Below are 6818 nucleotides of genomic sequence, written 5' to 3'. Positions count from 1 at the left end.
GTCCCCCCGATGTGCCAGGCGCCTCTCGAAGAGAGGCCGGGAGGATTACTTGCCGAGCCAGACCGTGCCGCTCTTGTTGGTCACCGGCACGCCGACAGCATTGCCGTATTCGGTCCACGAACCGTCATAGTTGCGCACCTCGTAGCCGAGCAGGCGCTTGAGCGCGAACCAGGAATGGCTGGAACGCTCGCCGATGCGGCAATAGGTGATGACCGGCTTGGAGCCGTCGACGCCCTTGTCGGCATAGATCTTGCGGATTTCGTCGAGCGGCTTGTAGGTGCCGTCCTCGTTGACGATCGTCGCCCACGGCACGTTCTCGGCGCCCGGGATATGGCCGGCGCGGATCGACAATTCCTTCACGCCCTCCGGCGCGAAGATCTTGCCGAGATATTCGTCTGGCGAGCGGATATCGATCAGCTTGCCGTCGATGCGGCCCTCGACCACGTCGAGCACGTTGGTCAGGCGCGCGCGCAGGCTGTTGTCGCGTTCCGGCAGTTCGATGGACGAAGCCTTGAAGGACGGAACGTCGCTTGTCAGCGGAAGCTTGCGCGCTTCCCACAGCTTGCGGCCGCCGTCGAGCAGCTTCACGCGGTCGCCGAAGCCGTAGACGTCCAGCACCCAGGCGCCCCAGGCTGCGAACCAGTTGTTGTGGTCGCCATAGATGATGACGGTGGTGTCGTTGTCGACGCCGGCCTTGCGCAGCGTCGCCTGCAGCTTCTCACGCGAGGCGATGTCGCGGTTCACGGTGTCGACCAGATCGACATGCCAGTCGAGATTGGTCGCGCCGGGAATGTGGCCGCCGGCATAGACGCCCGGGTCGACGCTGACTTCAAACAGCCGCACCTTCGGGTCGTTGATATGCTCCTGCAGCCATTCGGCGGTTACGAGCGAATGAGAAACCGAGTTAGCCATGGATTTCCTGCCTTTCTGAACCAATGAATTCCTGTCGCGAGGCAAGCCGGCGCCGTCCGTGCGCCTTGGGGCGCCCGGCCATCACTCCCGCTTGTCGGTGTTTCAGTCCTGCGCTCAAGGCAGCCACGCTGCCCGGGCATCAATCGTTGAAGTACCGCCCTTCTTTGACTTCAGCAGCATAGCCCGCACGAATAGCGAAGTCGCCGAAATGCTCTTTCTCCAAACGGTCCTTAGCGAAATGACCTATTACTTTTTCCAGGTACTCTAGAATAATTTTCTCACCAACGTTTTCGAGCACCATCTTGTTCAGGCGCTGGCCGTGGAAGCCACCACCAAGATAGAGATTATATTTCCCCGGCGCGCGGCCGGTCAGCGCGATCTCGGCGATGTAGGGGCGCGCGCAACCGTTGGGGCAACCGGTCATGCGGATGGTGATCGGCTCCTCGGAAAGCCCGTGCGTGGCGAGGATCGCGTCGATCTTGGTGATGAGGTCCGGCAGGTAGCGCTCGCTCTCGGCCATGGCGAGCCCGCAGGTCGGCAGCGCGACGCACGCCATCGAATTGAGGCGCAGCCCGGTGCCGGCGTTGAGGCCGTCGAGCCTGTATTCCTTCAGCAGCGCCTCGATGGCCGGCCGGTCGTCCGCCGCCACGTCGGCGATGATGAGGTTCTGGTTCGGCGTGACGCGGAACATGCCCTTGTGGCGCTCGGCGATGGCGCGCAGGCCGTCGAGCAGCGGCTTTTCCGGGAAATTGCTGACCCGACCGTTCTGGATGAACAGGGTGTAATGCCAGCGCCCGTCCTCGCCCTCGGTCCAGCCGATCGGGTCGCCGTTCGACGTAAAGCTGTAGGCGCGAGCCTCGCCGAGCTTGAAGCCAAGATGGCCTTCGATCTCGGCCTTGATGAAATCCAGCCCCTTGTCGTCGACGGTGTATTTGAAGCGGGCACGGGCGCGGTCGAGCCGGTCGCCATAGTCGCGCTGCACCATCATGGTGGCGTCGCACATCTCCAGCACCTTGTCGGCCGGCAGGAAGCCGATGACGCTGGCCAGCCGCGGATAGGTCTTCGGCGCCTGGTCGGTACGCCCCATGCCGCCGCCGATGGCGACGTTGAAGCCGACCAGCTTGCCGTCCTCGACGATGGCGATGAAGCCGAGGTCCTGCGCATAGACGTCGATGTCGTTGATCGGCGGCACGACGAAGCCGATCTTGAACTTACGCGGCATGTAGGTCTTGCCGTAGAGCGGCTCCTCGGGGCCGTTCACCGGCTTGCGTTCCTCCCCGTACCAGATTTCTTCATAGGCGTGGGTCTTGGGGATGGCGTGGTCGCTGGCCTGCTTCGCCAGCGCATGAACCTGCGCATGCAGCGCCGAAAGCTGCGGGTTGATCGAGGCCATGACGCCGCGGGAATCGTCGCCGCAGGCGGCCCGCGTGTCGAGAAGCACTTCGCGCAGGCCCTGGACCAGAGTGCGCAAGTTCTTCTTGTGAATATAGTGGAACTGGAAGGTCTGGCGGGTCGTCAAGCGCAGCGAGTTATTGCCATAGGCGCGGCCCAGCTCGTCGAGCTTCAGCCACTGCGCCGGCGACAGCACGCCGCCCGGCAGGCGCACGCGCGCCATGAAGCGGTAGGCCGGCTCCAGTTTCTGCCGGCGGCGCTCGTCGCGGATGTCGCGGTCGTCCTGCTGGTAGACGCCGTGGAACTTCATCAGCTTGATGTCGGTGCCGGGCACCGCCGCCGTCAGTTCCGCCTCGAGCCCGGCCGCGATGGTGCCGCGCAACTGGTCGCTGTTGGCCTTCAGCGTCTCATCCGGCCCAAGCTTTTCCAGCGGCTGCGAGACATCGCGGCTGCGGTCTATTTCAAGCGTGCTCATCACGAACCTCAGTACACATCGATCTGGTAACGGTGATCGGCCTTGAGCGCCGCCAGGTATTCGCCGGCGGCCTCACTGGTCAGCCCGCCCTCCCGCTCCACGATGGTGGTGAGCGCGGCGTGGACATCGGGGGCGAGCTTGGCGCCGTCGCCGCAGACATAGAGATGCGCGCCCTCCTCCAGCCAGGCATAAACGTCGCGCGCCTGTTCGAGCAGGCGGTGCTGGACGTAGATCTTCTTTGCGGTATCGCGGGAGAAGGCGACGTTCATCTCGGTCAGCACCTTATCCTTCAGCAGGCCCTGCCATTCGGTCTGGTAGAGGAAATCGCTGTCAAAGTTGCGCTCGCCGAAGAACAGCCAGGATTTGCCGGAAGCCCCCCTCGCCTCGCGCTCCTGCAGGAAGGCGCGGTAGGGCGCGACGCCGGTGCCGGCCCCGATCATGATGATCGGCTTGTCGTCCTGCGGCAGGCGGAAATGGGCATTGGCCTGGATATAGACAGGCACCGTCGCGTCGGGCTCGGCCCGGCCGGCGAAGTGGCCGGAGGCCACCCCTTCGCGCGGCTCGCCATTGAGGTCGTAGCGCACGGTGCTGACGGTCAGGTGCGCCTCGTCGGGCGCGTTGCTCAGGCTGGACGCGATCGAGTACAGGCGCGGCTGCAACGGGCGCAGGCCGGCGGCGAACGCCTGCGCATCGAGCCCCTTGACCGGAAAGCGGCGGACGATGTCGAGGATGTGGTTGCCGCGCAGGAAGGCACCGCGCGCTTCCGCGTTCGCCTCGCCGCGCAGGGTCTCGAGTTCGCCGGCACCGCTCAAGCCGGCCCAATGGTCTAGGAAACGCGGCGTCGCCGCCGTGATTTCCAGCCTTCCGGAGAGCGCCTCGCCGAGCGCGATCTTCTGCTCCTTCAGGGTCACCTGCGCACCGGCATCGAGCGACAGTGCGCCGAGCAGCGCCTCGACCAGCACCGGGTCGTTCTGCGGCAGCATGCCGAGCGCATCGCCGGGTTCGTAGGTCAGGCCGGAGCCCGCCAGGGACAGTTCGATGTGCCGCGTTTCCTTGCTGGAGTCACGGCCGGTCAGCACGAAATTGTCGATCACGGTAGCGGAAAACGGGTTCTTCTTGTCGAACGCCGAAAGCCCGACCGAAGCCACGGCGGAGCCGGCGGGCTTTGCCGTAGCAGCAACTTTGACGGCTTTCGGAGCCAGCAGTTCCAGCGCCGCCTTGCTCCATGCCGCAGCCGGCTCCTCATAGTCCACGTCGCAATCGACGCGTTCGGCCAGGCGCTCGGCGCCGAGTTCGGCCAGGCGTGCATCGAGCCGCTTGCCGGCGCCGCAATAGTGCTCATAGGTGGAATCGCCCAGCGCCAGCACGGCAAAGCGCAGCCCTTCCAACCTCGGCGCCTTGCGCCCCTCCACGAACTCGAAGAAGCCGACCGCCGACAGCGGCGGCTCGCCCTCGCCGTGGGTGCTGGTGACGATCAGCAGGTCCTGCTCGTCCTTGAGCTTGCGTGGCTTGTAGTCGGCGACGTCGACGAGAACCGGCGTCGCGCCCTCAGCGCGGGATGCCTCGGCCAGAGCCTTGGCGACGCCGGCGCTGTTTCCGGTCTCGCCGGCATAGAGGATGGTCAGCGAACGCGATGCGACGGCAGCCGGCGCGGATGCGGCCGCCTCGTCCAGGCGCAGCGGGATCGCGGTCGATCCGCCCAGCGCGCGGGCGTGGTCGATGCCGGCGAAATAGCCGCTGATCCACAGCGCCTGTCCCGGCTTCAGCGTCGTCGCCAGCCCGCTCAGGCGCTCCCATTGCTCGGCCGTAAAACCCGGTCCTGGAAAGTCGAGTACCGTCATCTGATTTTCGTCCCATGCTAGCGTCCGCGCGATGGAGCGAGCCGGGATATCAAGTGTTTTCAAACGCTTGGATAACCGGCCTCCACCGATGGGACGGGACCTTTGCATCGGCTTTTTCAGCGTTTCAAATGAATGATATTGCTAATAAGTAACAAGAAAATTGCATTTAAAAATTGTTGAAACGCCTGTCCTACCGGTTGATGGAAGCGCGAAACGATCCTTCTGCGAATGACAAACGGCGTGGTCGAAAGATGCGACACGCCCGTCATCACTTTTTTTAACCGCAGAAGGAAAATTCGGCCTGGGAGACGTCTCGTATCGTCAGGGGCCGCCGGATTCGAGGCGAAACGCTATCGGCCGTGGTGGGGCAACCCCCACTCCGGTTTGCTTCGCAAACCACCTCTCCCCCTCAAAAGGGGAGAGGAAAAGCGACACGCTTGTACAAGACGGTTCTCCCCCGTCGACCGGGGGAGAGGTGGCTCGGCGAAGCCGAGACGGAGTGGGGGGTCGAGCTCTTGTCCCGTCAGTCAGGGCGCGACGTTGATCGTGCCCTTCATATTGGGATGGAAGCGGCAGAAGTAGTCGATGGTTCCCGCCTTATCCATGGTGACGCTGCCCGACTTCTTGATCGGCAGCATCACCTCCCAGCCGCCCTTGACGGTGGCCGTGTGGGCGAACGCATCCTTGTTCACCCACTCGACGGTGTCGCCGACCTGGGCCTCGATCGTGGCCGGCGAAAACGCCATCTTGTCCACCGTCACGGTGATGGTCTTGGCCTGAGCCGCGGCCACGCTCGTGGCCAGGGCCAGCGCCAGGGCCGGAAGCACCCAGAACCGATGGTTCATCGGATCGCCCTCATTTGAGCTCGGCCGCGACCATCTCGGCATGCTGCTGATGGCCCTCGAAAATCTTCAGGCCGGTTTCCAACAGGCTCTTCAGTTCGGCATTCTGGGCCGAGGGGATCAGCACGGTCTTCAGCGCCTCGTTGACCTGCTTGTGGAAGGCGACCTCGTTGTCGACATAGGCCTTGTCGAAGGCGGCGCCCTTGAGCTTCTTGAGCTTGGCCTCCTCGGCGTTGGTTGCCTTCGTCAGCGCCTTGCTGGTGGCGTTGTCCTCGGGCGTTACCTTCAGTTTCTTGACCAGGTCCAGCGCCTGCTTGTTCACCGCCTCATGGTCGCGGACCATGTCCTTGGCGAAGGCCACGACATCCTTGTTGTGCGACTTGGAGATGGCGATCTTGGCCACGGCCACGTCGAGCGCGCCGGCGGTGTAGGCGATATGCGCGATCTGCGGATCGGTCGGCTTGTCGGCTGCCTGCGCGAACGGCGCGGCGAGAAGCAGGCAAAGCGCGGCTGTGGCCGCAAGCGGGCGAATATGCATGAAAAGCCTCCTTGGCCCGGCGCACCGAGGCGGCGGGCACCAGTTTTGAGTGAACATCCGTTTGATGCGGGCCGCGAAGAAACGTTCCCGCAAAAAAGCGAGGCTTATTCCTGCAAGCCGAGCCGCTTCAGCACCGCGACCGTCAGGCGCTCGCAGCGCTGGCCGGCGAAGGGAAAGGCGTCGAGCAGCACCGGGCCGATCTGCTCGTCCAGTTGCCGGCGGATCAGGTTGCGGGCGCGAAACAGCCGTGTCTTCACCGTCTCCGGCTTGATGCCGAGCAGGTCGGCCGTCTCCTCGATGCTCAGCCCCTCGATCACGCGGGCGACGAACACGGTACGATAGATATCGGGGATGTTGTCGGTCGCCCGCTCCACGAATTGCAGGATTTGCCGCTGCGCCATCGTCCGCTCCGGGTCGTCGTTGGGAGTATTCAAAGGAAACTGGATGATCTTGGCCTCGACGGCCGGATCGTCGGACATCGACTGCTCGAGCGCCCGGCGCTTCTTGCGCAGCCGCCCCAGCGCCTCGTTGATGACGATGCGCGACAGCCAGGTCGCCAGCGTGGAATCGCCGCGAAAGCTTTCCAGATGCGTGAACGCCCGCACATAGCCTTCCTGGACGATATCCTCGGCCTCGCCGTCGTTGCGCACGATGCCACGCGCCAGCCGGTAGAGCCGCTGGTTGTGCGTCTTCATGATGGCGCGAAAGGCAGAGGCATCGCGCGCCAGGGCCCGGCGCACCAGTTCCGTATCGCTTGGCGCCGCAACCAGTGCGGCTGCGCTTTTCACTCTGTCGGCCATTTCATTTCTCCTGTCTTG

At 64.2% G+C, this 6818-nt stretch carries 6 protein-coding genes; all 6 read right to left on the bottom strand.

Annotated features, from left to right (window positions below; all coding sequences use genetic code 11):
• Window positions 1-45: 45 nt before the first annotated feature.
• Window positions 46-912, bottom strand: a complete 867-nt coding sequence (locus ACFOHJ_RS16875; RefSeq protein WP_378222448.1) for a sulfurtransferase — start codon at window positions 910-912, stop codon at window positions 46-48.
• A gap of 139 nt (window positions 913-1051) precedes the next feature.
• Window positions 1052-2779, bottom strand: coding sequence for an NADPH-dependent assimilatory sulfite reductase hemoprotein subunit (locus tag ACFOHJ_RS16870; RefSeq protein ID WP_378222447.1), 1728 nt, complete (start codon window positions 2777-2779; stop codon window positions 1052-1054).
• Window positions 2780-2787: 8 nt separating this feature from the next.
• On the bottom strand, window positions 2788-4620 hold the full coding sequence (locus ACFOHJ_RS16865) for an assimilatory sulfite reductase (NADPH) flavoprotein subunit (RefSeq protein WP_378222445.1): 1833 nt from the start codon (window positions 4618-4620) through the stop codon (window positions 2788-2790).
• Window positions 4621-5147: 527 nt separating this feature from the next.
• Complete coding sequence (locus ACFOHJ_RS16860; RefSeq protein ID WP_378222443.1) at window positions 5148-5465, bottom strand: cupredoxin domain-containing protein; 318 nt, start codon at window positions 5463-5465, stop codon at window positions 5148-5150.
• A 10-nt stretch (window positions 5466-5475) separates the two neighbouring features.
• Window positions 5476-6000, bottom strand: a complete 525-nt coding sequence (locus ACFOHJ_RS16855; RefSeq protein ID WP_378222442.1) for a DUF4142 domain-containing protein — start codon at window positions 5998-6000, stop codon at window positions 5476-5478.
• Between the two features lie 104 nt (window positions 6001-6104).
• Window positions 6105-6800, bottom strand: a complete 696-nt coding sequence (locus ACFOHJ_RS16850) for an RNA polymerase sigma factor (RefSeq protein ID WP_378222440.1) — start codon at window positions 6798-6800, stop codon at window positions 6105-6107.
• Between the last annotated feature and the right edge of the window lie 18 nt (window positions 6801-6818).

It is taken from the genome of Aquamicrobium soli (genome assembly GCF_042646345.1).
GTDB lineage: Bacteria > Pseudomonadota > Alphaproteobacteria > Rhizobiales > Rhizobiaceae > Mesorhizobium > Mesorhizobium soli_A.
The sequence above is the reverse complement of the archived record's forward strand: the minus strand, read 5'-3'. Positions and strand labels throughout refer to the sequence as shown.